This is a genomic window from Actinoplanes auranticolor, assembly GCF_018332655.1.
GTDB classification, from domain to species: Bacteria; Actinomycetota; Actinomycetes; order Mycobacteriales; family Micromonosporaceae; genus Actinoplanes; species Actinoplanes auranticolor.
In genome coordinates this window covers 1-24,271 of record NZ_BOQL01000039.1, presented here as the reverse complement: position 1 = coordinate 24,271, position 24,271 = coordinate 1, and the positions used below count along the sequence as shown (strand labels likewise).

At 68.2% G+C, this 24,271-nt stretch carries 22 protein-coding genes; 10 read left to right on the top strand and 12 right to left on the bottom strand.

What is annotated here, in order from left to right; all coding sequences use genetic code 11:
• Positions 1–98: 98 nt before the first annotated feature.
• Both Aau02nite_RS24445 and Aau02nite_RS24440 read left to right on the top strand, forming a co-directional pair.
• A complete protein-coding gene (locus tag Aau02nite_RS24445; RefSeq protein WP_212990895.1) occupies positions 99–1,937 on the top strand; it encodes an Hsp70 family protein in 1,839 nt (612 codons plus the stop codon).
• An 18-nt stretch (positions 1,938–1,955) separates the two neighbouring features.
• Positions 1,956–3,767 carry an AfsR/SARP family transcriptional regulator gene (locus Aau02nite_RS24440; RefSeq protein ID WP_212990894.1) on the top strand — a complete coding sequence of 604 codons (1,812 nt, stop codon included), beginning with the start codon at positions 1,956–1,958 and terminating at the stop codon, positions 3,765–3,767.
• A 173-nt stretch (positions 3,768–3,940) separates the two neighbouring features.
• On the opposite strand, the gene Aau02nite_RS24435 is transcribed toward Aau02nite_RS24440, so the two are convergent.
• From Aau02nite_RS24435 to Aau02nite_RS24415, 5 genes are all read right to left on the bottom strand, one after another.
• Positions 3,941–4,153: a hypothetical protein gene (locus Aau02nite_RS24435; RefSeq protein WP_212990893.1), complete on the bottom strand. Its 213-nt coding sequence runs from the start codon at positions 4,151–4,153 to the stop codon at positions 3,941–3,943.
• Positions 4,154–4,372: 219 nt separating this feature from the next.
• A complete protein-coding gene (locus Aau02nite_RS24430; RefSeq protein ID WP_212990892.1) occupies positions 4,373–4,576 on the bottom strand; it encodes a hypothetical protein in 204 nt (67 codons plus the stop codon).
• Positions 4,577–4,621: 45 nt separating this feature from the next.
• Positions 4,622–5,584 (bottom strand): non-homologous end-joining DNA ligase, encoded by a 963-nt coding sequence (gene ligD / locus Aau02nite_RS24425; RefSeq protein WP_246595406.1) that lies wholly within the window; start codon positions 5,582–5,584, stop codon positions 4,622–4,624.
• Positions 5,584–5,793 carry a hypothetical protein gene (locus tag Aau02nite_RS24420; protein WP_212990891.1) on the bottom strand — a complete coding sequence of 70 codons (210 nt, stop codon included), beginning with the start codon at positions 5,791–5,793 and terminating at the stop codon, positions 5,584–5,586. Before Aau02nite_RS24420 ends, ligD begins: the two co-directional genes overlap by 1 nt.
• A gap of 280 nt (positions 5,794–6,073) precedes the next feature.
• Entirely contained in the window at positions 6,074–6,415 is a 342-nt protein-coding gene (locus Aau02nite_RS24415; protein WP_212990890.1) for a histone-like nucleoid-structuring protein Lsr2, read from the bottom strand.
• A 575-nt stretch (positions 6,416–6,990) separates the two neighbouring features.
• Here Aau02nite_RS24415 and Aau02nite_RS24410 point away from each other — a divergent pair.
• Positions 6,991–7,182, top strand: coding sequence for a helix-turn-helix transcriptional regulator (locus tag Aau02nite_RS24410; RefSeq protein ID WP_212990889.1), 192 nt, complete (start codon positions 6,991–6,993; stop codon positions 7,180–7,182).
• Between the two features lie 192 nt (positions 7,183–7,374).
• Here the strand turns inward: Aau02nite_RS24410 and imuA' are convergent, their stop codons facing one another.
• A complete protein-coding gene (imuA', locus tag Aau02nite_RS24405) occupies positions 7,375–8,193 on the bottom strand; it encodes a DnaE2-dependent mutagenesis accessory factor ImuA' (RefSeq protein WP_212990888.1) in 819 nt (272 codons plus the stop codon).
• Between the two features lie 782 nt (positions 8,194–8,975).
• On the opposite strand from imuA', the gene Aau02nite_RS24400 reads away from it, so the two are divergent.
• The 3 genes from Aau02nite_RS24400 (at position 8,976) to Aau02nite_RS24390 (ending at position 12,837) form a co-directional block, all read left to right on the top strand.
• Positions 8,976–10,091 carry a tyrosine-type recombinase/integrase gene (locus tag Aau02nite_RS24400; protein WP_212990887.1) on the top strand — a complete coding sequence of 372 codons (1,116 nt, stop codon included), beginning with the start codon at positions 8,976–8,978 and terminating at the stop codon, positions 10,089–10,091.
• A 14-nt stretch (positions 10,092–10,105) separates the two neighbouring features.
• Positions 10,106–10,438 (top strand): helix-turn-helix domain-containing protein, encoded by a 333-nt coding sequence (locus tag Aau02nite_RS24395; protein WP_212990886.1) that lies wholly within the window; start codon positions 10,106–10,108, stop codon positions 10,436–10,438.
• 1,448 nt (positions 10,439–11,886) lie between these two features.
• Positions 11,887–12,837 carry a site-specific integrase gene (locus Aau02nite_RS24390; protein WP_212990885.1) on the top strand — a complete coding sequence of 317 codons (951 nt, stop codon included), beginning with the start codon at positions 11,887–11,889 and terminating at the stop codon, positions 12,835–12,837.
• Between the two features lie 5 nt (positions 12,838–12,842).
• On the opposite strand, the gene Aau02nite_RS24385 is transcribed toward Aau02nite_RS24390, so the two are convergent.
• Positions 12,843–13,952, bottom strand: coding sequence for a hypothetical protein (locus Aau02nite_RS24385; protein WP_212990884.1), 1,110 nt, complete (start codon positions 13,950–13,952; stop codon positions 12,843–12,845).
• Between the two features lie 328 nt (positions 13,953–14,280).
• Between Aau02nite_RS24385 and Aau02nite_RS46680 the strand changes: the two genes are divergently transcribed.
• Together Aau02nite_RS46680 and Aau02nite_RS24375 are read left to right on the top strand one after the other, a co-directional pair.
• Positions 14,281–15,210 carry an SRPBCC family protein gene (locus Aau02nite_RS46680; RefSeq protein WP_246595405.1) on the top strand — a complete coding sequence of 310 codons (930 nt, stop codon included), beginning with the start codon at positions 14,281–14,283 and terminating at the stop codon, positions 15,208–15,210.
• Positions 15,207–16,382, top strand: coding sequence for a zinc-dependent alcohol dehydrogenase (locus Aau02nite_RS24375; protein WP_212990883.1), 1,176 nt, complete (start codon positions 15,207–15,209; stop codon positions 16,380–16,382). Before Aau02nite_RS46680 ends, Aau02nite_RS24375 begins: the two co-directional genes overlap by 4 nt.
• Before the next feature lie 594 nt (positions 16,383–16,976).
• Here the strand turns inward: Aau02nite_RS24375 and Aau02nite_RS24370 are convergent.
• Positions 16,977–19,091: an NACHT domain-containing protein gene (locus Aau02nite_RS24370; RefSeq protein WP_212990882.1), complete on the bottom strand. Its 2,115-nt coding sequence runs from the start codon at positions 19,089–19,091 to the stop codon at positions 16,977–16,979.
• A gap of 115 nt (positions 19,092–19,206) precedes the next feature.
• A complete protein-coding gene (locus Aau02nite_RS46675) occupies positions 19,207–19,368 on the bottom strand; it encodes a hypothetical protein (RefSeq protein WP_246595404.1) in 162 nt (53 codons plus the stop codon).
• A gap of 76 nt (positions 19,369–19,444) precedes the next feature.
• Between Aau02nite_RS46675 and Aau02nite_RS24360 the strand changes: the two genes are divergently transcribed.
• Positions 19,445–19,660 carry a hypothetical protein gene (locus Aau02nite_RS24360; protein WP_212990881.1) on the top strand — a complete coding sequence of 72 codons (216 nt, stop codon included), beginning with the start codon at positions 19,445–19,447 and terminating at the stop codon, positions 19,658–19,660.
• A 441-nt stretch (positions 19,661–20,101) separates the two neighbouring features.
• Positions 20,102–20,311, top strand: coding sequence for a DDE-type integrase/transposase/recombinase (locus tag Aau02nite_RS48105; RefSeq protein ID WP_212990880.1), 210 nt, complete (start codon positions 20,102–20,104; stop codon positions 20,309–20,311).
• A gap of 304 nt (positions 20,312–20,615) precedes the next feature.
• On the opposite strand, the gene Aau02nite_RS24350 is transcribed toward Aau02nite_RS48105, so the two are convergent.
• The 3 genes from Aau02nite_RS24350 to Aau02nite_RS24340 form a co-directional block, all read right to left on the bottom strand.
• Positions 20,616–22,352: a WD40 repeat domain-containing protein gene (locus Aau02nite_RS24350; protein ID WP_212990879.1), complete on the bottom strand. Its 1,737-nt coding sequence runs from the start codon at positions 22,350–22,352 to the stop codon at positions 20,616–20,618.
• 252 nt (positions 22,353–22,604) lie between these two features.
• On the bottom strand, positions 22,605–23,504 hold the full coding sequence (locus Aau02nite_RS24345) for an IS3 family transposase (protein WP_212990878.1): 900 nt from the start codon (positions 23,502–23,504) through the stop codon (positions 22,605–22,607).
• Complete coding sequence (locus Aau02nite_RS24340) at positions 23,501–23,803, bottom strand: transposase (RefSeq protein ID WP_212990877.1); 303 nt, start codon at positions 23,801–23,803, stop codon at positions 23,501–23,503. Before Aau02nite_RS24340 ends, Aau02nite_RS24345 begins: the two co-directional genes overlap by 4 nt.
• Positions 23,804–24,271: the final 468 nt, after the last annotated feature.

The window sequence follows — 24,271 nt, the reverse complement described above, 5'->3', positions numbered from 1 at the left end:
AACCGCAGGTCAGAGCCCTAGAGCGCCACAACCGCATGGCGAGCACGGTGAGCCAATGTGGAGTGACTGATCGTCGATCTTCTGCTTCACTAGCTGTCGTGCATTCACGGCTGGCGATCGATTACGGCGCTGCCACGGTGCGAGCGGTCCTGGTCGCGCCGAGCGGTACGACAACGCTGACCCTCGACGGAACCGGTGAGATGTCCACCGCCGCCCACATCAGCGACAGCGGGATCGTGACTGGTGCGGCGGCGTGGCGGCAGGCCGCCGCTGACCCGGACGGCCTCGTGGTGTCGCCGCTGCGCGCGGGCACCGGTCAGGTCAGCGCGGGCGGACAGCAGGTCGAGGTCGTTGACCTGGTCGCCGCGACGCTGCGGCAGGTGGCGGCCGAAGCGCAGCGCATGGCCGGTGAGCCGGTCGATGATGTGCGCCTGGTCGTGCCGGCCGGGTGGGGACCACGGCGCCGCACCTGGATGCGTCACGCCGCCCGCGGCGCCGGTCTGGCCGTGTCCCGCCTAGTTGAGGCTCCGGTCGCCGCGATCGCAAGGCTCGACACCCGCACCACAGCAGAGCGCCTCTCACCTGCGGAGGGTCCGGCGTTGGTGATCGACGTCGGTGCGGGGTGCGAGGTCACCGTGGTGCAGCGTGATCCGGCCGGGGCCGAGGTGGTGTCCACCCTTGCTGATCCTGATGCCGGCGGCGACCGCCTCGACGCCGCCCTGGTTAAGACGCTCACCGCGACCGACCTGCACGACATACCCGCCGGGCAGCGGTGGGCGATGTTGACCAATATCCGCGCCGCCCGACATGCGTTGTCGGAGCAGGTCGCGATAACCATGCCGATGCCCGACGGTCAGCCACCCATGGTCGTCAACACGCAGCAGGTGGCCGAGGTCGCCCGGCCGGTGTTCGAACGCGCCGGTGAGCTGGCCGCGCAGGCCCTCGACGCCGCTGACCTCACTCTCGACCAGGTCAGCGGGGTGCACCTGATCGGCGCCGCAACCGTCACCCCAGGCGCCCGCGACATGATCGCGGCGAAACTCGGCACCGTCCCCGTGCCGGTGGAGCCCGCTGACGCGACGGCGGTGCTGGGCGCCGCCGACGCCGACACCACCGCGACGACGCCGGTGGAGGAGTCGCTGCCGCTGCCACCGGTGCGCCGGCTGATCACCCTCGCCCTGCCCGGGGTGGCGTCACTGGCGCTGTTCGCGTCCTACATCTTCTTCTCCGACGACTACCGCCTCGGCTTTCACAACACGACCGTGCCCCTGGCGAACTGGGGCGTACCCGCGGTCGCGGCTACCCTCGCCATGATCTGCCTGCTGCAAGCCGCCGCGCTGTTCGCCGCCCTGCTCGACCACAACACCCCCACCCCCACGGAGGAGCCGACCGGGAGGATCAGCGGTGGTATCACCATCGCGCTGCTGGGTGGGCTGGCTACCGCCACCATGTACGCGATCACTGCCGGCCTGTACTTCAACCAGGCCATTCCGCGCCTGGCGCAAGGCATCGTTCTGACGGTCCTGCCGATCGCCGTGCTCGCCGCGGCCGTCGCCGTGCTCGCCTGGCGGCGCGGCGTCACCCCCATCGGCGGGTGGGACGGCTTCCTGACCTTCCCCGCCAGCTCGATGATCGTCGCCGTGGCCGGGATCGTCGCCGTGAACCTCTGGTACACCGTCGCCTGGCCCTGGTATTTCGCCGGCTGGGCCAACGGCATCGGCCTGGCCGGAGGCCTCCTCATCGGGGTCGCCGCCGCCTGCACCCTGGTACGGCATCCCGGCGCCCGGCTCGCGCTGACCGTCCCGATCGGCTTTTTCACCGTGATCATCTCCCGCACCGGGCCCGCACCCCTAGCCGTCATCTGGGCGCTCGCCGTCGCCTGCTGGTGGGGCGTACACGCCTGGGCTCTGCTGCGCCTGCCGCCGATCAAGCGCTGACCAGGGATACCTGTGGTTATGCGCTGGGTGAACCGCCTCGCCACCGCTTTGATCGTGCTCGTTGTCGTCGCCGGCCCGCCGCTGCTCGCCGGTATCTGGCTGCAGCACTGGTGGCAGGCACCGACCCGCGCGCAGGTCGAGGCTTGGGTGGAGCAGCCGTTGACCGCTGGCACCATCATCGCCGGATGCGTCGCCGTCGCCGGACTCGCCTGGCTCCTGCTCCTGACCCACCTGACCCGACGCGCTCTGAGAGGGCTGCGTCGCCGGCTACGACGCCTCCGTCACCTGCCCGTACCCACACCCGCCCAGATGACCGCCAGCTCCATGGCCGGCGTCGCCGCATTCACCCTGCCCGCCGCCACCACCGGCCACCCACAACCGCTACCCGCAGCCACCGACACCTCGCAGCCCTCGGATCCGACACGATTCGACAACCACGCCGACCGGTCGGCGCAGGCGCAGCCGGTGGGCGTCGCGTTGCCCGGTGGCGGCTGGATCCCGTACCACACCGCCGCCGCGATCACCGCCCTCGCCGCCGCCTTCTGGCTCCAACGGCGCCGCCACTACCGCCCCGACCCACGCCAGCCCCGCGACCACCACAACGACCCCGACCTGCAACCACTACCCGGCACCGTCGCCACCGTGGCCGCTGCACTCACCGACGACACCATCGGACCCGACCACGCACCGCTACCTCTGCGGGCGCAGCGGCTCCCCGAAGGAATCCTGCTGTTGACCGGACCCGGCGCATCCGCATCCGCCCGAGGACTCATCGTCGAGGCAGCACTGAGCAGCACCTTCACCGTGGCCATGCGCCCCGACGACCTTGGCACCCTGCTGCCGCCCGGCGCCCCGGCCACCCCCACCCTCGCCCAGCTCACGACGGGAACCGGCGCGCACACTGCCGCCCGCACCATCATCGTGCTCAGCGACGACTCCCGTGTTGCTACCCATCGATGGCACGTCAGCACCGACGGCACCGCCACCGGCCCCGACCTCACCGAGCCGCGCCGGCTGTGCAGCCTCGACCAGCAGACAACCGCCGACCTGCTGACCCTCATCCGCCGCTCGCAACAACCTCCACCCAGCGCGACACCACGTGCCGAAACTGTGCCGAAGAGGCCCCCTGCCCTTGAAGCGGAGCCAGCCGTGGCCACGGGGGCGCGCCTAACCCTGCTCGGCGGTTGCGACCTGACCGTTGCCGGCGAAATGGTCCACCCACGACGCATGGCCGGCCTGCAAATCCTGGCCTACCTCGCCATCCATTCCGACGGCGCCACCCGCAGCGAACTCATTCGCGCCATCTGGCCCCACCTATCTCCCTCGACCATCACCCAACGCCTGCACACCACCCTGACCGACCTTCGACAACAACTACGACCTCTACTTGGCGAAGACCCGATCACCCGCAACGACGACCGCTACCGGCTCAACACGCGCGCCATCGGCACCGACCTGCAGACCTGGCGTACCGCCGTCAGCGTCATGACCCATGCCGTCGGCCTGAACCAGCTAGAACAGGCGTGCCGAGCTGTCATCGACACGTACCGCGGTGAAATCGCCGCAGGACACACCTGGGACTGGCTCACTCCCGTCCGCGAACAGACCCGCCGCACCGTCATCGACGCCTACGCCACCCTGGCCGAACACACCGACCCCGACGAAGCCCTGGCCCTGCTCCATCGAGCCATCAGCATCGACCCCTACAACGAGGCCCTGCACCACCAAGCCGGCAACCTGATGCACGCAGGGGGCGACCACGCCGGCGCCGCCGAGCTGATCAAGCGACTCCACCAACGAATCGCCGCGAGAGACCAAGTGCAGCGTTGATCGATCCACTGGTGAAATGCCGGAACCGCCGTTACTTCGCCCAAGGAGTTCCAGGCATCCTCGAACCGGCCGTCCACGGCGTCACCGTCGGACGGTGCCGAGTAGAGAGCAGAGGCAGTTGAGGAACCTGCTCAGCCTGGGCGTTCGTGCGGAAGAGACGGCGACATCTTCGCCTAACCCGAGAGCTCCAGCGGCACCGCGGCCAGCATCCGTTCAAGCATCCTGCGCGCGTCGGCTTCGTCGTCGAAGTAGTGAGTCACCTCGCGACCTTCGGCGCCGCCTTCGCGGCCGAGGACCTGCCAGCCGGTCTCAGTGCGGATGAGAAACACGTCGCGCCGGTTAAGACCGTACCTGCGGTTGAAGTGGTGCTCGACGCGCTCGGCCATGCTCGGACGTTAGAACATGCGTTCGACTAGATCAAGTCAGCGAGTGGACGGAAGCCGCCTATTTCCCTGGTGGCGACCTCGATCGGCTGAACGTAGCGGCGGCTGGGTGGAGCCAACGAGCCTGTACGCGGTGCGGGCAACAGATGTTCCTCAGGCCGCGACTCGTCTTGCCGCACGCCCGCTCGACCACTGACTTGACGTGTGAACGGTCAACAGGCATCAAGCCGCCCCGGCTGCTCCTGACATGGGTGTCGTATCAGCTTCCACGAGGTCGGCCATGTCGACGCCAGCCTCGGCGAGCAGCCGTTGCAGACTCGCGATGACCAGCCCGTCGACGATGTTGTCGCCGTGGATGAGCCGGAAGTAGTCACGTTCGCCGGGGCGGACGGCTTCGACGCGCCACTGCCGGTCTCTGGTTTGCATGGCTCCGATCACCGTGCCTTGCGGCGGTGCCGGAACCGGTTCGGGTTAGCGCCGTACCGACGCTGGCGACCGGTCGGTGCGCAGCCCGCGCCAGGAGGGGTGTCGCAGGCGGTTGTCGGACGTCCAATTGCGGAATGCCACCTCGCCGATGAGCACCGGTTCGACCCAGCGGGCGTGTCGAGCATGCTCGCGTGGCACGTCCGCCAGCGGGGGAGTGGATCGGGTGAGCGGGGTTAGTTCCTGCTGCAGGTGGCGCAGGGCGGCGCCGGTGAAGCCGGTGCCGACGTGCCCGGCGTATGCGAGCTTGTCGTGCTGGTCGTAGACGGCGAGCAATATTGAGCCGATGGTGCCGGCGCGGCGGTCCTCGCCGGGTTTCCCCCCGATGATCAGGACTTCCTGGGTCTTGATCAGCGGGACTTTGGTCCAGTCCGGTGAGCGCCGGCCGGGTCGGTACGGCGAGGTGAGCCGCTTGGCGACGACGCCTTCCAGGCCGGCGATCTCCGCGGCCTGCAGCACCGTCTTCGCGTCGACGTCGACGAAGTTCGCTGGCACCCGCACGTGCTCGCCGCTCAGCGTGAGGCCGGCGAGGATGTTCCGGCGGGCCGCGTACGGCTGGTCGGTGAGGTCTTGGCCGTCGAGGGCAAGCACGTCGAACACGTAGTACTGCACCGGGACCGCGGCGAGCAGGGGTGCCGAGGGCAGCACGACGTGCATGCGCTGTTGCAGCCGGGCGAAGCTGGGCCGGTCGCCGTCGAAGGCGACGATCTCGCCGTCCAGGACCGCCTGCCGCCCGCCCAGCAACCGGGCGCACTCCGCCAGCTCCGAGTAGGTGGCGGTGATCTCGCGGTTATTACGGGAGAACGGCTGCACCCCGTCGTGGCCGGTGTAGACGACCGCGCGGACCCCGTCGTACTTGAACTCGTAAGCCCAACCCGGCCCGGACGGCAGCTCGCCGGCCGTGGCGAGCATCGGAGCAATCAGGATCGGCTGCGCCGTAGCGGGGCGCATCACTCGCACCCGTCCTCAATCGTGTCGAGCACGGTCAGAACACCCGGGTCGACGCCGTGCTCGCGCAGCACGGCGTCGCGCTCCGCCAGCGTGGCCACGTGCCGACGCTGGTCGCCGTAGCGGATCTCAATCCAGGCGCGCAAGCCGGCACCCAGGTCGATCTCGACGGTCTCGACCTGCCATCCCTGGTACTCGAGGACCGGCAGCACCCCTCCAGTCACCCTCACGGGAGTCAGGTGCGCAACCCGCAGCCGGAAAGATCACCGAACTACAGCGATGTCATTCGAGCGCAGCCGATATCACCGCGCGTTCGCCTGTGTGCAGAAGTCGGCGTCCGGCCATGCAATGCGACGTCCATCGACACGCATTGCGGACTGAGCAGGCAGGGTGACAGCCGGCCAAAACGACATATCACGCCGCGTCACGCGCTCCGGATAGCACCATAGCTGCGCAATGGCGTGCCGATCCGCCGCGCTGTCACCCCATGCTTCAGCGCTTGCTGTGAAACGCCTCGAGGACCGAGCTAGGGATCCGGCCGCGTTCGGACACTTCGTAGCCGTTCTTGGTGGCCCACTCGCGGATGGCCTGATTCTGCTCACGGTTCGACCGGCTCGGCGTTGCCTGACCACGAGCAGGGATACGACCGGCTGTGTTACGTCCGACGCGAGAGGCAACGTTGAGATAGGGCTCGAAGACCTTGCGTAGTTTGCTGGCGTTCTTCTCGGACAAGTCAATCGTGTAGTTGACGCCATCCAGGCCGAACTCCACGGTCGAGTTCGCTTCGGAGCCGTCGATGTCATCGGTCAGCAGTGTGACAATCTGCTTTGCCATGTGAGAGTGCTCCTAGGAGTTGAAATTGAGGTGGGCGGGGCTAAATGCGTGCATCGCGCTAACAATAGCGCCCATGATCTGAGATCGTCGCCCACCCCATGTGGACCGCTCAGGAGTAGTTAGGAGCCGATATCGGTGCGGTGGGTAGCGGCCGCTCATTGCCGCACATGGCCGCGCTAACGAGGGCCCATTCGCCGTCGATCCGTTTCTTGAAGGGGTGTGGCGATGACGGGCGAACAACGTCAACCTCGGCCGACTTGCCGCGGTAAGGCTGCTGGTCTCAGCCTCGCCCTCGGCGCTGTCTGAGCGGTTCGGCTTGCCGTCATGCCTGACGTGAGCCGGTTGGCAGCAGTCCCCGCTTCTCCGTGCATCGGGCCGGCGTCGAGCAGGCAAGGCCACGCGTTGACCGGATCAGGGTGATGCGGCGTGGATCCAGTGATCCGCCGACGCCGGCCGGCGGCGACCCTGCTGGATGCGAAGAGACCACGGCGCCAGCTCCAACGTCAATGTCGAGCGGTCGGGCCACCCGACTTCTCGTTCGCGCGACTAGTAGTCATACGCCTATAGTGTTGGGCATGGCAAGAGAGAAGATCCGTCTGATGGGAGCCCACGAGATCCGGATGCGGCTCGGCGGAATCAGCCGCCAGCGCGTCTACCAGATCACCAACCGCTCAAACTTCCCTGAACCCACTGCAGACCTCGCCCAAGGCAAGATCTGGCTGACCGGTGACGTCGAAGCGTGGATCGCGCAGCATCGCCACACCTGATATGTGCCGCGACGTCACCCACCCGTCACGCTGCCCGGACACCCCTACCGGCACGAGCAAGACGTCCAGGTCTGCCGGGCCAATAATGGACAGGGCTTGGAAGGGCCTGTGCCGCTCAATCTCCACCTGACCCGGGCGCCGCGAACACTTGAGACCATGCCTACCGCGCCCGACCACTGACCAACGTGCGCCTCATGTCGGCTCCACCTCCCCCCATGCTTCTACAGCGGCCAGGTGGACGGTCGGTTCGACGGGCGGCTGCGCTGGCCGGGCCGGTTCGGGCGCACGAGGAATCGCGACGGTGACGGCGCACGGCCTCGCTGCCCGGCCGCGCCCGACCGCTTGCAGGGTCATCTGCTGGCTGCGCAGTCGACCGTGGCCATGACTCAATCCCGACCATGTCCGGCCGGTGAGGGTGATGACCAGGTCGCAGCCCGTCCATGCCGATGTCGGGATGAGGACGGTGCCTTTCTGCCGGGCCCGATTCATGAGAGCGCGGATCATGCTGTCGGCCACGTTGTCCGGGGTGGCCACGACGACGATGTCGACGCCGTCGATGGCGGCGGACACCACGGTCGGCCAGTCAGGGCCGGGTTCGGGAATCAGTGCCAGGTGCTCAAGGGGTACGCCGGCCTCGGCGGCGGCGAGCGCGCCGAAGGTCGGCATCCCCACGATCGCGGCCCACGATCCGGCGCTCATCGCCTCGGTGAGCAGCGCGATGACCAGCGACGTCGACCCGACGGCGGCGACAGTCGCACCGCGCCGGATACCACCCGGCCAGGGAAGCAGCCCGGCGAGCGCTGGCGGAGCGGGCAGCACCCGCGCGAGGTCAGCCTCGCCCAAGCCGACATCGTCGGCGGACTGCGCCAGGTGGATGGCCAGCGCGGTGGTGTCGCGGCTGCGCCCGGCAGCGTTGACGTCGCGCAGCAGTCGGTGCACGTCGTCGGGCCCGGCGATCCGACCATCGCCGGACCAGGCAGGTCGGAACGGGCGCAGGGGCTTGCCGGGCATCGCTCTCCTCCTGCGGGCACGCTGACGCGACGCCGTGGGGGAGACACGACCGAACACTTGTTCTAATTGCAGCTTATCGCGTGCGCTGCGCGGAGGCAGACGTTCCACTCACGGGCTAGTAGGGGCTGGCGTCCCCGCCGCGACGTCGGCGAGTCGCCTCAGCGTGCCGGGATGGGTGATCCGGGCCAATCGCGCCTCTCGGGTCAGGGCGGCCGCGGTAACGGCGGACCTCGACCACGGGGTGAGCAATGCCGATGCAGAGGCTCATGGCTTCCGTGTGATCGAGCGTCCGCCGATCACTCCACCATCGCGTCTCCGCAGCTCAACGACAAGATTGGTGATCAAAGAACAGCGTTGTAGTTCTCCGGCCGACTCGGCGCCCAGCTGGGGCAAACTCGTCATTCCGGCACGGTGTTCGCGACTAGATCGTTAACGTCGGAGGGGTGCTCAGGCCGCCTGTCCAGCCGATGCGAGCGGTCGGCGTCGCCGAGTTGCCCGAGCCGCGGATGTGCCGTGGGGGATGCGCGTATGAGCCGAAGTTCGACGGGTTCCGGGCCCTGGCGTTCGTCCGGTCGGACAGGGTGTATCTGCAGAGCCGCCACGGCAAGGACCTCACGCCATACTTCCCCAACCCTCAGGAATTCCGTCCGATGGGCGAGGTCTGGCGCTCAGAAGGGCCTTCCGCTTCGTATTGCGGGGCTTCGGGATGGGTCACCTGATCTGGTGACTGACGACGATTCCTGCATCTGATGCACTTAACACCCATCGGGAGGGATGGGTGAATGGGTCAGCATCGGCAGCTGGAAGTGCCGGGTTCGGTGCGGTTGGAACTGACGGCCGGCGTGGTGCACTTGCGGCCGGAAGAAGCGATGCTCGAGGCGATGCTGCGCGGCTGGCGAGCGCAGCAGGCCGCCCGGGGACTGCACGAAGATTCGATTCTGGACCGCGAGCTGCTGGTGCGCCGGTTTCTGAAGTTCACCAACGAGCATCCTTGGCAGTGGACCGCGGCGCATGTGGACGAGTGGTCGGCATGGCTGCTGGCCGAACGGCATCTGGCACCGTCGACGGTGCGGCACTACCAGGGCATGCTGAGGCTGTTCACGGAGTTCTTGACCGATGGCCGGTACGGCTGGGTCGCGGCATGTGAGCAGCGTTTCGGGACGTTCCCGAGCCTGATCTGCCACGAGTGGAACACCATCGCGCACGTCAACCAGTACGAGGGCCGGCCAGAGGCGCGGGCGTTCACCCGGGCTGAGTTGCAGCGGTTTCTGGACTACGCCGATGACCAGGTCGACCGAGCGATCCGCAATCGGCGTAAGGGGGCTTTGGTGGCGTATCGCGACGCCACGATGTTCAAGGTGATCTACGGGTGGGGTCTGCGGCGTACGGAGACCTCGAAACTGGATGTGGTCGACTGGGCGCGCAACCCGCAGGCGGCGCAGTTCGGCCGGTTCGGGTCGCTGAGCGTTCGTTACGGCAAGGCCAAGCGCGGGCGGGCGCCGCGCCGGCGCACCGTGTTGTCGATGATGGGCTGGGCGGTGGAGGCGCTGGCGGACTACGTCGACAATGTGCGCCCGCGGTTCGGCTGCGCCGATCATCCAGCGCTGTGGCTGACCGAGCGGGGTGGCCGGCTGCAACCGGCGGAGATCAACGCACGATTCGTGGCGTACCGGGACGCGCTGCGGCTGCCGGCTGAGTTGCGACCGCACTCGCTGCGGCATGCCTACGTGACGCACTTGACGGAGGACGGGGTCGACCGTCGGTTCATCCAGGTCCAGGTCGGTCACGAGTGCGACAGCTCGACGGCGATCTACACGCACGTCAGCGATGCCTTCATGAACTCAGCGCTGCGGCAGGCGCTGGCACCAGCGTTCGACCCCGACCGTGCCACCGGATAGGCAGGAGGAGTCACGTGGACGGCAAGTTGGACTACCGCTGGCACCTGCGGCAGCTGATGGCGGCGCAGGGAATGTACTCAACCACCGACCTGATCGCGCCGCTCGCGGCGCGGGACATCGCCTTGTCGTCCAGCCAGGTATACCGCCTGGTAGCCGAGCGCCCGGAGCGGCTGAGCCTGAAGATCCTGATGGCGCTGCTGGACATCCTCGACTGCCGCATGGAGGACCTGATCGAGCCGGTCGCCGCAGCCCAGCGGACCCGTGTGCGCAAGGCGGCCGGCGCCGCCGGCGATCGTCTCGGTGACCTTCGCCCGAAGCGAGCTCGGATCATGGGGCCCGATTCGTGAACGCCGAGGCGGCTGGCACGGCAGGCGCTGCACCACGGGATGTCATCGTGCAGCAGATCCTCGCGGTCGACCCGACGGCGGACCGGGCCACCGTCGAGAATGCCGTGACCACTGTCGTGAACACGGTCGTGCGGCAGCGGCAGGTGGTGCGGGTGCTGGTGGACCGACCGGAGGTGCTGTGTGACGGGCGGTCCCCGGCGCCGCAGGTGCTGGGTGAACTCATGCTTCTGCTGCGCCGCTCCGGTGCGGCGGTGGTGGCGGCGCCGGCCTGCCGCGGTTGCGCCCGGCCGTTGTCATCGGTGCGGGGCTCGGCCTGGTGTTGCGACGGCTGCCGAACGCCGACCCGCGAATGCGCCGGCTGCGGGCAGCTGCGCCGCTCGACCATACGGGACCAGAACGGCTCGTGGCGGTGTCCGCGGTGCCGGCCGTTGCCGGAGCAACCCGACTGGGCAGCATTGACGTCCGCGGTTCGGGGCATCGACCCGGGCGCTGAACCGACCGTCGTACGGACGGCGGCGCGACGGGTGGCTCCGGGTCTGTTCCGGCAGTGGGCACTTGTCGCTGCGGTGACAGCAGATCCGGATCTGCTGCGCGGTCGGGCTGCGCATGCGCCGGTGCGGACGGTGTTGCGGCTGGTCGACTCGCTTACCGAGGCCGGTGTGGTGGGAATGGTCCGTCCCGGATGCCCACGATGTGGCCGTGTCGTGGCGTTGGTGAAGTGGCACGAGCAGTCGTGGCTCTGCGCCCGATGCGATCGGCAGGTGCGGGCCGCACCATGTGCCCAGTGCGGCAGGGTCCGTGAGGTGGGCACCCGCGACCGCCAAGGCCGGCCGCTGTGCGGACCTTGCCACCGCCGGAACCCGGCAAACGCGGAACGGTGCATCGCCTGCGGGCACCTGCGCCCGGTCAATAACCGGACCCCGCAGGGCCCGCTCTGCGCGTCGTGCCGCCCATCTCCGGTGCTCACCTGCGCGTTGTGCGGGCAGCTGGCCCCCGGAAACCGGTCGACGTTGACCGGACAACCCCGCTGTCGGAGCTGCGATGCTCGAAGGCTTCGCTGTGGAGGCTGCGGCAAGATCCGCGCCCCGCACAGCGGAACCCTGGACGATCCGCGGTGCGCCCTGTGCACCCCTGCGCAGCCCGGCACGCCGCTACGCCGCCGGTATGAGTGCCCGTCTTGCGGCTTGGTTCAACCCACTGAAGGCGCCTGCCCGACGTGTCGGCTCATCGCTATTGTGCAGCCGTTGCTCACCGTCGGCGACCAGGTACAGCCCGAGCTGCAACCGCTTTTGACTTGGTGGCGGAGAGTCGATCGGCCTGGCAGCGTCCGATCCTGGCTGGCCCGGCGTCCCGCTGCACGTGCCCTGCTGCGAGACCTGGCCACCGGCACCGTGGAGCTATCCCACGAGGGACTGGATCAGATCCCAGACACCAAGACCGTCCGATACGTGCGGCGGATCCTGGTCGCCGCCAGTGTGCTGCCGGAGCACGACGAGCACCTTCGGCGCCTCGAGCAGTGGATGAGCAAGTCTGTCGGCGCCATCGCAGACCCGGAGCACCGCACGATCGTGCACCGCTACGCCGTCTGGTACCACCTGCGCAAGCTACGCGCCAGGACCGGCCCGCAGAAGCCGGTGACCGAAGGGCAGGCCGAAGCGATCCGTAACCGCGTCCGAGCGGCGGCTGCAGTCTTGGTGGCCCTCGCCGAATCCGGGCGCACCCTCGCTGATCTGAGGCAGACCGACATCGACGGGTGGCTCGCCAGCCGCCGCGTTGCCCGGCGCGCCGAGCTGGGCCTGTTCCTGCGGTGGGCGCGCCGCGAGCGACTCACCGCTGTGGCCGTCCCCGTGCAGCAGTGGGCAGGACCCGACGGCTGCATCGACCACGACCAGCGATGGACTTTGGCTCGCCGCCTGCTGCACGACGATGCTGTTCCGACCGAAGACCGCCTGGCCGGCCTGATCGTCGTGCTCTACGCGCAGACCGCGGCACGTGTCCGCCTGCTGCGTTTCGACCACCTCGACAGCAGCTCCGGCGGTGTCCGGATCACCTTCGGCACCACTCCAATCGACCTGCCACCAGCCATGACCGAGCTCTTCACCCGGCTCGCAGCCGAGCGAGCAGGCACGGACCGAGCCGCGACACCCTGGATCTTCCCCGGCCGGCCCTGGACCCAGCCGATCAGCGCGGACATGCTGCGCAAACGCCTCGCAGTGCTGGGCATGTCCACCCACGCCGCCCGCACCGCCGCCCTGTTCCAGCTCGCCGGCAACCTACCCGCGGGTCTGCTCGCACGCTGCCTGGGCATTGACATCAGCAGCGCCGTGGACTGGCAACGCACGGCCGCTGGAGACTGGCACGCCTACGCCGCCAGGACCGCCGGCATCGCGTCGCCCTGACGGGGTCAGCGAGCCTTCTGGTCCTGCCAGCCGTCGGGTTCGGGGTGGTATCCGTAGGCGGCGGCCCGGACCGTTTCCTCGTCTTCGAGTCCGGAGCCGATCGCACCGCCGACGGTGGCCAGGGAGCTGATGATCCAGGCGAGGGTCAGGTAGTCGGTGGTATGGGCCGGTCGTTGCAGGGTCTGTTCCAGCACGGAGTTGTCGATCAGTAGTGCCGCGGCGAGTGCCGTTCCGACGAAAAGCACAACGTAGGACACCGCCGTGGCCAGAGCGAGGGTGAGGACGGTGCCCCAGTTGAACATCCGGGCCAGCTCGGGCGACGTGTCCCGGTCCGGCTTCTCCCACAGGTCGTGCGCGATGATCAGCCAGGCCACCAGCGCGGTCAGCCCAAGCAGCATGATCACGGTGAGGCGTAGGGGGCCGAGGGCGTCGCCCATCTGCCAGATGGTGCTGGTGGTGAGTGCGAACGCGGCTGTGCCGAACGCGCCGACCAGCAGTTTGGACAGGCCCAACAGAGCGCGCCCGGGGCGGTTCGCGCGGACCATTCCGGCCAGTAGCCGCATCCGGCCGGTCAGCCGGGAGGCGACGTAGCGCCACTCTCCGGAGTCGGCCTCGCCGTGCGCCCGGTGCACGGCGGTGACCTGGCTTGCCAGCTCGGCCGGTTCCCGAGCGGACGGCGGCACCCGCTCATCGGAGGCGTCGGTGAGTATCCGGCCCACGAGGTCCGGGACGACCGCGCGGACGGCAGGCAATTGGCGCAGCCCGAGCGCGGGCAACGATACGAGAACGGCTCGGCGCCGGGCAGAAGTCTGCGCGACCAGCGGCACCCGGTCGGCGTGCAACGGCAGATCGGTGAGACAGACCGCGACGTCCCAACCATCGTCGGTATGCCGCTGAGCCAAGTCGTCGAGCAGTGCGTCAGCGCCACCGTCACGGCGCGGCGCCACGTCACCCCAGCCTTCCCGGACAATCCAACGCACGTCGGCGTCTACCCGCTCGGCGAGTCGGTCGGCCAGCTCGGCGCGCAGCTGCGCGGTGACCCGGGCTGGGTGATCCGGCGGGGTTGCCACCAGTCCGACGACGATCTCCGGACGGTGCGGTCCACCATGGGTCATCGTCGCTCCTCGCCGTCAGCTCGCCCTCGCCCGGCGACAGTCAGGTCCGGGCACATGCCCCGGTCTACTCGGGAAGGACCTTGCGGTCAACTTCCGAAAAGTCTGTCCATTTCGGCTCAGCACCACGGATGTGTCACGAGAGGATGCATCCGTTTCGGTGGCATTCGGAGGGGTACGCGAGTCAAATCAGACGCGCCCCGGGTCACGGTGCACCGGGACGTTCGGCAGGGTGCGATCGGATACGGAGGCTGCCATGACGCAACTGGCAACTCGAGAATCAGAGGCACAGCAGGACGAGGTACAGCGGCGTGGCCGCGGACTGGGCTGGATGAGTCTCGGTCTGGGCGTGGCCCAGCTGGCCGCGCCGGACACGGTGCGCCGGATCAGCGGGGTGGACGACTCCGCCACGTCGAGGACTGTCGTACCACTGGTCGGAGCCCGGGAACTGGTCCATGCGGCCGGGCTCCTGACGAGCCGGCGCAAGAACGTCTGGGCGTGGACCCGGGTCGCCGGCGACGCGATGGACCTCACCGCGCTCGCCATGGCCATCGCCCACCGCGACGGGCACCGCCGACGGCGGCTCCTCGCCGTCACCGGCGCCATCGCCGGGATCACGGCGCTGGACCTGCTGACCGCGGTGCGGGCAACCCAGACGAGCAAGACCGGCTCCGCGCCGACGGCGCGGAGCGCGCGCAGGGAACGCGAAGGAGGATCCATGGATCTGACAGCCACGACAACCATCCGCAGACCCGCGTCGGAGGTGTACGCATTCTGGCGCGACCTGGAGAACCTTCCGACGTTCATGGCGCACCTCGAGCAGGTGCGTACCACCGGTGACCGGACCAGCCACTGGTCCGCCGCCGCACCGTTCGGCAGCAGCGTCGAGTGGGACGCGGAGATCACCGACGAGACGCCGGGCGAGAAGATCGCCTGGCGCTCGACCGGCGACGCCAAGGTGCCCAATGCCGGCACGGTTCGGTTTCTGCCCGCCCCGGACGGCGTCAGCACCGAGGTGCACGTCGTGCTGGTCTACGACATTCCCGGCGGCGCGGTCGGCAAGGCGGTTGCGAAGTACTTCGGTGAGGAACCGCACCAGCAGCTCGACGACGACCTGCGCCGGCTCAAGCAGGTCCTGGAGACCGGCGAGGTGGTCCGCTCCGACGGCGCCCCGTGGGGCAAACGCGCCCGCAAGGAATTCCCGCAACGCCCGGCGCAACCGCTGTCGGACGCCGAGCTCGAGAAGGGAGCAGACGCATGAGGGCCAACACCTGGGCCGGCCGCAACAAGGTCGAGGTCCGCGACGTGCCGGACCCGAAGATCCTGAACAACCGCGATGCCATCGTACGAATCACCTCCACCGCGATCTGCGGCTCCGACCTGCACCTGGTCGACGGCTACGTCCCCACCATGCAAGACGGCGACATCCTGGGCCACGAGTTCATGGGCGAGGTGATCGAGGTCGGCTCCGGGGTGTCCGCGGACAAGCTGAGGGTCGGCGACCGGGTCGTCGTACCGTTCCCGATCGCCTGCGGCGCCTGCGCCGCCTGCGCCGCCGAGCTGTACTCCTGTTGCGAGAACACCAACCCGAACGCCGGCATCTCGGAGAAGATGTTCGGCCACCCCACTGCGGGAATCTTCGGCTACTCGCATCTGACCGGCGGCTTCGCCGGGGGGCAGGCGCAGTACGCGCGAGTGCCGTTCGCTGACGTCGGACCGCTGAAGATCGAGTCGGACCTGACCGACGAGCAGGTGCTGTTCCTGTCCGACATCCTGCCCACCGGCTACATGGGCGCCGAGATGTGCGACATCCAGCCCTCCGACGTGGTGGCGGTCTGGGGTGCCGGCCCGGTCGGTCAGTTCGCCATGGACAGCGCCCGAGTGCTCGGCGCTGCGAAGGTCATGGCCATCGACAAGGAGCCCTACCGGCTGCAGATGGCCGAACGGGCCGGTCACATCCCGGTGAACTTCGACGAGGTCGACGTGCGCTCCACGCTGCTGGAACTGACCGGCGGGCGGGGACCGGACAAGTGCATCGACGCGGTCGGTATGGAAGCCACTCACGGCAGCGCGCACATCGCCGCGTACGACCGGGTCAAGCAGGCCGTCCGCTCGGAGACCGAACGCCCGCACGCGCTGCGCCAGGCGATCATGTCGTGCCGCAGCGGCGGCGTGGTCTCCGTGATCGGCGTCTACGGCGGACTGATGGACAAGTTCCCCACCGGCGCCTGGATGAACCGCTCCCTGACCCTGCGCACCGGTCAGTGCCACGTGCAGCGCTACATGAAGCCCCTGCTGCAGCGCATCGAACGCGGCGAGATCGACCCGACCCGGATCATCACCCACACCCTGCCGCTCGACCAAGCCGAACACGGCTTTGACATCTTCAAAAACAAGCAGGACAACTGCGAGAAGATCGTCCTCAAACCCTGACCACCCAACCGCATCCGGCCACCGCTAGCTTTCCGGTGGCCGGATGCGAACTACATCCGGTAGCCCGTAGCTGAGCACCACCCGAGCCGGCACGGCCGTCACGCTTTCAACTCCTGTACTTCCGATATCCGACATTGCCAGCAGATGTGGTCGCCGCGGTGCGCGAGACGCTGCCGCCGGGCACCGTGGTCGACGGTGAGCTGGTCGTGTGGGACACCGCGTTCGGCTCCACCGTGTTCCCGGCTCTATTGGGTCGCATTACGGCCGGGCGTCGTCTGGCGCGAGAAGCGGCGGCGCGGCCGGCGAATCTGGTGTTGTTCGACGTGCTCGCCGACGCCAAGCTCGATCTCACGGGCCGGCCGGGGCCGAAGTGCAGCTCGAGGATCCAGCCCAGCAGGAGATACGGAGGATCGGCACGGTCGGCACCTCCGGGATCGAACGGCCATCTCGTTGGCGGGTCAAGGCTGTGCCATCCCTCGTTAAGAATCGGGTGTTTCGTCGCATCCGAGCCTCGCGTGCCTCCTGCACTGCCCTCCGCAGTAGTGCGGGATGACGGCCGATCGACGGCATAAGCGTGCATGGGGCGTTGCGTCCTCATCGGGCGAGCCGGTCGCGGAGCAAGGCGTGTCGGAATTGGAAAGTGCCGCCGGTCTGCCGGAGTAGCCCTCTTCGGTGAGCGTCGGCGAGAAAAGTCATGAGTGGCCAGGGGAGGTCGTCTCGACTGCACCACCATAGTCGCGCGTATTGGAGCCATCCCCATGAGCTCGCTGTTAGCGCGAAGGCAATGCCGCCTGTGATCCCGTTCGCGATCCCGAAAGTGAGTCCGTACGCGAGCCCGATCCTGAGCCCGTCCCCTATGCCGAACGCGAGCCCAACCGTGAGCCCGACCGCGAGCCCGACTGCGAGCCCGAACGCAGATGCGGTCACCATCGTTCTGCGCCGGTCGTTGCGCAGAAGCCCGAGCGGGTTTGCTGCGAGGATGTCCGCATCGCTGTTGTCGAAGAAGGTGGTGAATTCAGCAGTGAGTTGAACTGCGAGCCAAAACGCGAACCACAATGCGAGCCATAACGCGTACAGAAGCACGAAGAAAGGATCGCGGCGCTCGGCCGCCAGCCCAACCCCGAGCAAGAATATGAGCCCCACCGCCAGCCAAGACATGAGCCCAACCGCGAGCCTCGAATTGAGCCGCCGGATTAGCGGCTGGACTGACCTGCGCCACCGTATCTGTCCTCGAGTTGGTGCCAGACGCCAAGCGATGCGCGAGAACACGATCGCGAGCGCGAGCCAACCCATGAACCCAGCCACGAGCCCGGCCACGACCCCGAACATGAACTCCCCGGCTAAGAGACCGACGGTGAGCCCGACCGTGAGCCCGACCATGGACCCGCCCATGAGCCCGGCTAGGAGCGCGTGGGCGAGCCTGGCGTTGAAGGAGACGGTGAGAGCCAGTTCCCACCAGGCGAAGTCTTCGGTGTTGAGGCGTTGCATGTGTCTGGCGAGGTTGCGCAGGTAACGCTCGGCATCGGCGCGGCGCCAGGTGTGTCCCGTCGGGCTCGGCTCTGGGGGGTCTGGGTAGGCGCTGACAATGAGCCGGTCGAGCAGGTAGGTGTGGATAGTGTCGGTATCGGGAAGGTCGAGCAGATCGGCCGGCTGATTGTCGGGTTGGTTCGGGTCAGTGAAGGCAATACGGGCGAGGTCAATCCACAACGGCTCGGTAAGCGCGACGGCCAGACGTCCTCCGTGATGGGTGATGTCGCGGTCGAAGACTTGTGCCCAGTCGACGCGGCCGGTGGCCCGCTGTAGAAACCCAATAACGATGTCAGCGGGTACGTCGGTAAGTTGCAAGACCGCGGCTCCGGCAAGTGCCGTACCCGGCAGCGCGGCCAGGGAGTCAAGGTACTCGTCGCTGCGGCTGGTCAGCACGAGTGGGTGATCAGGGTCGAACGTGTTGCTAATCGCCTGTAGGGCCCGCTCCCGGCTGGGCGCGGGTATCTCGTCGAGGCCGTCGAGTAGGGGTAGCAGCCGGTCGGTCGAGATGGGAGTGCTGTAGGCGTACTCGTCGGCGATCTGATTGGTGATCCACTCTGCGAGGTTCTGTTCATCTGGGTTCCACGTTGACAGGCGCAACAGCACCGGTACTCGATCGCCCGGCTCGCGTGCCTGCAACAGGCGCAGCGTCTCACGCAGTAACAACGCCGTCTTGCCAGCGCCCGGCGCGCCCAGAATGACCACCCGACCACGCAGCCGCTCGTCGGTCAGGACCTTATGCAGCGCGTCGGTTCGCTTGAGGTCGAGGCAGCCGTCGAGATTCAGCGGCGTCGGGTCGCCGTCACTGCGGACGTTGCTCCAATGGTCGCCAATCGGCGGGCCGACAGTGACCCAGGCGGTCGGCAGAGGGTGCGGATTAATCAGCCGACGGTGTCGCTGCTCGGGCCGCCATACCGCCGCCACGGCTGCCGCAAGGGCATCCAGAGTGGCCGAGCTGCCATCGTCGGGAACAACACCAGCAGCTTGACGGGGCCGTATCGCTACATAGAGAGCCACGACTCCGGCACCGCCACCGATGACGCTGAACAGCTGATCGAGCCCTCCCAGCACACTACTGTCGTGAAAGCGCCATGCCAGGCCAAATAGAACTGCAGCTGCCGCGATCAGCAGCGCACCTGACGCAAGGCGCTCAGTAACGCCGCCGCGCCGACTGCCCGTCACCGCCACACCGTACCTACAACCTTCGGATCCTCGCCGCACCGATCCCTCCACCATGGCCACGCGTGTGGCGAGCATGCATGGCCCGGGCCCGTACGAATTGCGGCGCGATCAAGGGTCAGTGGCGTCTGTACGCGTCGATCAACGGCGAGCCATCACCGGGGGTGGCCAGGCCGCCGAGGTAGCGTCCTTCGACCTGGGTTTGGGTAGCCATGGCGGTGCGGACGCGGATCTTGATGCGGTTGCGTTCGCCTTTGCTCATGCCGCCGAAGACGGACATGACCTGGTCGTGGGCCTCGTTGTCGGGATCGATCGGCCCGCCGACCTCGGGTACCCAGAGCTGGACGCGATAGTGGGTGAACCTCGACCCGACCCGGATCGCGGCCGGCTACCGGGACGAAAACGAGCAGCATGCGGCCCGTTTGTCCAAGACCGAGCTCCGCGACGAGGGCCTGCAGGCGGTCCGCTACCTGAACGTCTACGAGTCGCCCGGGTCGTTGTCCTTGGCGGTGAGCGCGGACGCGATTCGCGCCGAGGAGCAGGCACCCGAAGAAGCTCGCAACGAACTCTAGACCATCGGGCGGGAAGATGAGCAGCACGCGGTCGCCGGGCGCGACCCCGGCCGCCTGCAGGAAGTCGGCGGTGCCGGCCGCCCGGCGGACGATCTCCTGGTGGTCGGCCGCGTCGATCTCCTTGCCGTGGCGATCGAGAAACGTGTAGAGGGGCGCCCCGGGAGCGGCGTCGAGGCGGTCGGCCATGGTGGTCAGCAGGCTCGCGGTCAACCGGGACTCCGGAGGATGAGGGGAGTGACTCGCTCGGACGTTACACACGTCATCATGAAAGGGTGCCGGCCCGCTACATCCCCGACATCAGCCGCGCGCTCGATCTGCTCGATCACGTGACGGTCTACCGGTGGGTGCAGCGCTTCACGCCACTGCTGGTCGATGCCGCGCGGTTCGTCCGGCACTCACCCGGCGATCGGTGGTTCGTCGATGTGACGTACGTGAAGGTCAATGGGCCGGGCGCTGCGCACGCTGAAGGTGAGCCCGAGCGAGGTGGTGACGGACGCCGCACCCGTCTACCCGGCTGTTCTCGACAACGTGCTGCCCTTGGCCTGGCATCACGTCGAGCAGTACGCCAATAATCCGGTCGAGGCCTATCATGCGCAGCTCAAGCGCCGGCTGAGACCAATGCGCGGCCTCCGAAAGGATCGGACCGCATAGATCGTGATCGCCGGAAATGCCTTCATGCAGAATGTGCGCCGCGGCCACTACGAACTCGGAGTCGACGCCCGCCCCGCACTGCGGGTCGCCGCAGCATTCACCGAACTCGCCGACGCGATCTGACGAGCGTGTCCGACCGGCTCAGAGTGTCTGCTGATCCGGCAACGCAACAGACCCCGTTCAACCGTGACGGCGACCTGCTGCGGCACTGCTGCGCCAAGCTGGTCGATAGTTGAGGACCATTGGCGGGGGAGGACCACCATGAGGAAGCTTTTGTGCGCGGTTCAGCGCGTTCACTACCTGCTCAGTTGATGTATAGCTTTGCGACAGCGATGCCGTCACCAGCGAAGACAACGAGCGAGCCGCGCTGCTGGGGTACGTCTAGCGCCCTGATTGACAGCCCGACCATCGGCTCGCCTATCGGGCTGCTGGTGGTCAGGTCCCATATCCGCACCGTGCGGTCGGAGCTGCCGGTGAGCGCGACTGTGCGTCCGTCGGGGAGGGTCGCCGTCGCCACCGCCTCCACGGTTCCGGTGTGCCCGGTCATCGGCTCGCTGATCGGGGTGCTGGTGGTCAGGTCCCGTATCCGCACCGTGCGGTCGGAGCTGCTGGTGACCGCGACTGTGCGTCCGTCGGGGAGGGTCGCCGTCGCCACCGCCGTCACGCCTCTGGTGTGGCCGGTCATCGGCGGGCCGATCGGGGTGCCGGCGCTCAGGTTCCACACCCGGATCGTGCCGTCGTGGCCGGCGGTGACAGCGACCGTTCGCCGGTCGGGCAAGGTCACCGTCGCCACCGCCAACACGCCGCCGCTGTGGCCGGTCATCGGCTCGCCGATCGGGGTGCTGGTGGTCAGGTCCCACACCCGCACCGTGCCGTCGTAGTCGCCGCCACCGGTGACCGCGACTGGGCGTCCGTCGGGCAGAGTCACCGTCGCCACCGCCTCCACGCCGCGGGTGTGGCCGGTCATCGGCTCGCCGATCGGGGTGCCGGTGTCCAGGTCCCATATCCGCACCGTGCGGTCGCCGCCGCCGGCGGTGACTGCCACCGGCCGCCCATCGGGCAGAGTCGCGGCCGCCACCGCCCGCACGTAGCGGGTGTGGCCGGTCATCGGCTCGCCGATCGGGGTGCCGGTGTCCAGGTCCCATATCCGCACCGTGCGGTCGCCGACGCTGGCGGTGACCGCCACCGTCCGCCCGCCGGGCAGGGTTACCGTTGCCACCGCCAAGACGCTGCTGGTGTGGCCGGTTATCGGTTCACCGATCGGGGTGCTGGTGGTCAGATCCCACACCCGCACCGTGCCGTCGAAGCCGCCGACTACCGCGACCGTTCGCCCGTCGGGCAGGGTCGCCGCCGCCACCGCCGCCACGCCGCTGGTGTGGCTTGTCATCGGTTCACCGATCGGGGTGCTGGTGGTCAGATCCCACACCCGCAGCGTGCCGCCGCCGCGGCTGCTGGCGGTGACCACGACTGGGCGTCCGTCGGGCAGGGTCGCCGTCGCCACCGCCTCCACGATGCTGGTGTGGCTGGTCATCAGTTTGCCGATCGAGGTGCTGGTGGTGAGGTCCCACACTTGCACCGTGCCGCCACCAGCGGTGACCGCGACCGGGCGTCCGTCGGGCAGGGTCGCCGTCGCCACCGCCTCCACGATGCTGGTGTGGCTGGTCATCAGTTTGCCGATCGAGGTGCTGGTGGCGAGGTCCCACACTTGCACCGTGCCGCCGCCAGCGGTGACCGCGATCGTTCGCCTGCCGGGCAAGGTCGCCGCTGCTACGGCCTGCACGCCGCCAATGGGGCCGGTCATCGGCTCGCCGATCGGGGTGCCGGTGGTGAGGTCCCACACCTGCACCGTGCTACCGAAGCCACCGCTGGCGGTGACCGCGACCGGCCGCCCATCGGGCAGGGCCGCCGTCGCCATCGCCGTCACGCCGCTGGTGTGGCCGGTCATCGGCTCGCCGATCGGGGTGCCAGTGGTCAGGTCCCACACCCGCACCGTGCCGTCGAAGTCGCCGGTGACCGCGACTGGGCGCCCGTCCTGAAGCATCGTGGTGGCGATGGTGGTTGCTGATGCCTCTTGAGTGAGGATTTCATGCGGGCTGGCCCAGCGGACGGCCCAGCGGACGTGCCAATTTCCGCCGATGGATGGCGTGCATGGCTCGTTGTTCAGTGCGGCGTGCAGGCTGACTGCGGCGGCGTTGGCGGCGGGGTTGCGCCATTGCCATGTGTGAGTGGTTTGCCGGATGGCAGGGAGAATGGGCTTGACCCGTTTTGGCGGACAGGGTCGATGAGTCGATCTTCAGGCTACTTTGAGGTCGGGTAGCAGGCTGATGGTGGTGCCGGTTTCGTAGGCGGCGGGGCTGCGGTATCCGAGGCTGGAGTGGCGGCGTCTGGTGTTGTACCAGCCTTCGACGTACTCGAATATCGCCTGCCGGGCGGCGCCGCGGGTAGGCCAGGCCTGCCGGTGGATGAGTTCGGTTTTGATGGTGGCGAAGAACGACTCGGCGACGGCGTTGTCCCAGCACTGGCCGCGCCGGCCGACCGATAGCCGGATACCGTGCTGGCGGGCGAGGCGGCTGTGCTGGGCGCTGGTGTATTGACAGCCGCGATCGGAGTGGAACACGAGCCCATCGGCTGGCTGGCGTCGGCGCAGCGCGTCGGTCAGGGCGGCGTCGACCAGGCCGGTTTTGAGATGGTCGGCGACGGCCCAGCCGACGACCCGCCGCGAAGCGAGGTCGATGACGGTGGCCAGATACAACCAGCCTTCCCAGGTGTTGATGTAGGTGATGTCGCCGCACCAGCGGGTGTCGATCGCGGCTGCGTTCACGGCGAAGTCCCGGCCAACCAGATCCGGGCGGGTCGCCGCGGCCGGGTCAACCATAGTGGTGACTCGCCAGCGGCGCGGGCTCTTGCCGCGGATCCCGGCGACCCGCATCCGGCGGGCGATGCGTTTACGTCCGTGCCGCAGGCCCGCCTCGGCCAGCTCGGCGTGGATGCGCGGCGCGCCGTAGGTGCCGTTCGACGCCGCGTGCACGGCGACAATCCGCTCGGTCAGCTCCTCATCAACGCGTGCCCGGTTGCTCTGCCCGCCGCGAGTGTGCTGGTAGTAGCCGGATCGGGAGACCTTGAGCAGTTCGCAGGCACGCTTGACGCTGTACTTGCCGGCCTGCTCCGCAGCGATGAACGGATACGCGTTCACCGGGTCTCCCGTGCGAAGAAAGCCGTCGCCCGCTTCAAGATGTCGACGTCCTGCTGCAACCGCCGGTTCTCCGAACGCAGCCGGGCCAGCTCGGTCCGCTCATCGCTGGTCAGCCCGTCCGAGCGGGTCCCGGCATCGAGTTCGGCCTGCCTGACCCACTGCCGCACCGCGGTCTCGGTCAGGTCGAAGTCCTTCGCGACCTGACCGACGGCGCGGTCCCCGCGCTGACACAGCTCGACGATCTCGGCCTTGAACTCCGGCGTGATCATCCGCCGCGGCCGAGGTCGTTTCTTACCCATGCTCTCCATGATGGTGGACATCCTCCCGGAGACCCCAGGTCTCCTGATCTCGGATGTCCGTCAAAACGGGGTAGGCCCAGAAGCGGGTGGTTGGCGTAGTGCTGTGCGGTGTGTGCGGCGGCCGCGGCACGGAGTCTGGCTGGGTCAAGGTAGGGCACGAAGGCGTCGGGGATCGTGCAGGAGTTGAGGACTCCTCCGGCGGCTGCGTGTTCGGCGAGGTGACGTCGGATGTAGGCAGGGGGAGGCTGGTCGCAGCTGGCGGTGGCAGGAACGTTGGCGAGAGGGCTCAGGGCACGCGCGATGCGGGCCTCGACGTCGCGCAGTTGCATGGCAGTGGCTGCGGACCGGTCGTAGTTGCCGGAGTTTGGGGTGTGGTTGCTCATGGTATGACCGATGGGGGTGGGATTCGGGGTGAGGAGTTCACGCCAGCGTTCGCGCAGCGTGTTACTAAGACCCTGGTAAATAAGG

Coding starts and splice junctions, on each gene's coding strand:
- Aau02nite_RS24440 (WP_212990894.1), top strand. CDS start 1,956: ATGCGCTGGGTGAACCGCCTCGCCACCGCTTTGATCGTGCTCGTTGTC.
- Aau02nite_RS24435 (WP_212990893.1), bottom strand. CDS start 4,153: ATGGCCGAGCGCGTCGAGCACCACTTCAACCGCAGGTACGGTCTTAAC.
- Aau02nite_RS24430 (WP_212990892.1), bottom strand. CDS start 4,576: ATGCAAACCAGAGACCGGCAGTGGCGCGTCGAAGCCGTCCGCCCCGGC.
- ligD (WP_246595406.1), bottom strand. CDS start 5,584: ATGCGCCCCGCTACGGCGCAGCCGATCCTGATTGCTCCGATGCTCGCC.
- Aau02nite_RS24415 (WP_212990890.1), bottom strand. CDS start 6,415: ATGGCAAAGCAGATTGTCACACTGCTGACCGATGACATCGACGGCTCC.
- Aau02nite_RS24410 (WP_212990889.1), top strand. CDS start 6,991: ATGGCAAGAGAGAAGATCCGTCTGATGGGAGCCCACGAGATCCGGATG.
- imuA' (WP_212990888.1), bottom strand. CDS start 8,193: ATGCCCGGCAAGCCCCTGCGCCCGTTCCGACCTGCCTGGTCCGGCGAT.
- Aau02nite_RS24400 (WP_212990887.1), top strand. CDS start 8,976: ATGGGTCAGCATCGGCAGCTGGAAGTGCCGGGTTCGGTGCGGTTGGAA.
- Aau02nite_RS24385 (WP_212990884.1), bottom strand. CDS start 13,952: ATGACCCATGGTGGACCGCACCGTCCGGAGATCGTCGTCGGACTGGTG.
- Aau02nite_RS46680 (WP_246595405.1), top strand. CDS start 14,281: ATGAGTCTCGGTCTGGGCGTGGCCCAGCTGGCCGCGCCGGACACGGTG.
- Aau02nite_RS24375 (WP_212990883.1), top strand. CDS start 15,207: ATGAGGGCCAACACCTGGGCCGGCCGCAACAAGGTCGAGGTCCGCGAC.
- Aau02nite_RS46675 (WP_246595404.1), bottom strand. CDS start 19,368: ATGTCCGTCTTCGGCGGCATGAGCAAAGGCGAACGCAACCGCATCAAG.
- Aau02nite_RS48105 (WP_212990880.1), top strand. CDS start 20,102: ATGGGCCGGGCGCTGCGCACGCTGAAGGTGAGCCCGAGCGAGGTGGTG.
- Aau02nite_RS24350 (WP_212990879.1), bottom strand. CDS start 22,352: ATGCTTCAGGACGGGCGCCCAGTCGCGGTCACCGGCGACTTCGACGGC.
- Aau02nite_RS24340 (WP_212990877.1), bottom strand. CDS start 23,803: ATGGGTAAGAAACGACCTCGGCCGCGGCGGATGATCACGCCGGAGTTC.